This window comes from Flavonifractor sp. An91, assembly GCF_002159225.1.
GTDB classification, from domain to species: domain Bacteria; phylum Bacillota; class Clostridia; order Oscillospirales; family Oscillospiraceae; genus Flavonifractor; species Flavonifractor avicola.
Map to the genome: position 1 here is coordinate 1 of NZ_NFHA01000109.1, position 546 is coordinate 546.

Genomic DNA, 546 nt, shown 5'->3' on the forward strand with positions numbered 1-546 from the left:
TGAATCAAATAGGCGTAGGTGGGGAACCGCCTGAACTGAAACATCTAAGTAGGGCGAGGAAGAGAAATCAACAGAGATTCCGCAAGTAGTGGCGAGCGAACGCGGAAGAGGGCAAACCGAAGGATTTATCCTTCGGGGTTGAGGACCGACACAACGGCAGGATAGGTTAGCCGAACGGTATGGGAAGGCCGGCCATAGCGGGTGAAAGCCCCGTAGGCGAAAACCGAGTCCTGTTAGTCGAGTTCCAGAGTACCGCCGGACACGTGAAACCCGGTGGGAAACTGGGGGGACCACCCTCCAACCCTAAATACTACCTGATGACCGATAGAGGAGCAGTACCGTGAGGGAAAGGTGAAAAGGACCCCGGGAGGGGAGTGAAAGAGAACCTGAAACCTTGTGCTTACAAGCACTCAAAGCACGTTAAAGTGTGATGAGGTACCTTTTGTAGAATGGTCCGGCGAGTTATTGTTACTGGCAAGCTTAAGGTATTCAGTACCGGAGGCGAAGGGAAACCGAGTGTGAACAGCGCGTATGAAGTCAGTGGCA

The 546-nt window shown here is 53.1% G+C and carries 1 rRNA gene; it reads left to right on the forward strand.

What is annotated here, in order from left to right:
* A 23S ribosomal RNA gene (locus B5G42_RS17690) occupies positions 1-546 on the forward strand; the annotation flags it as partial.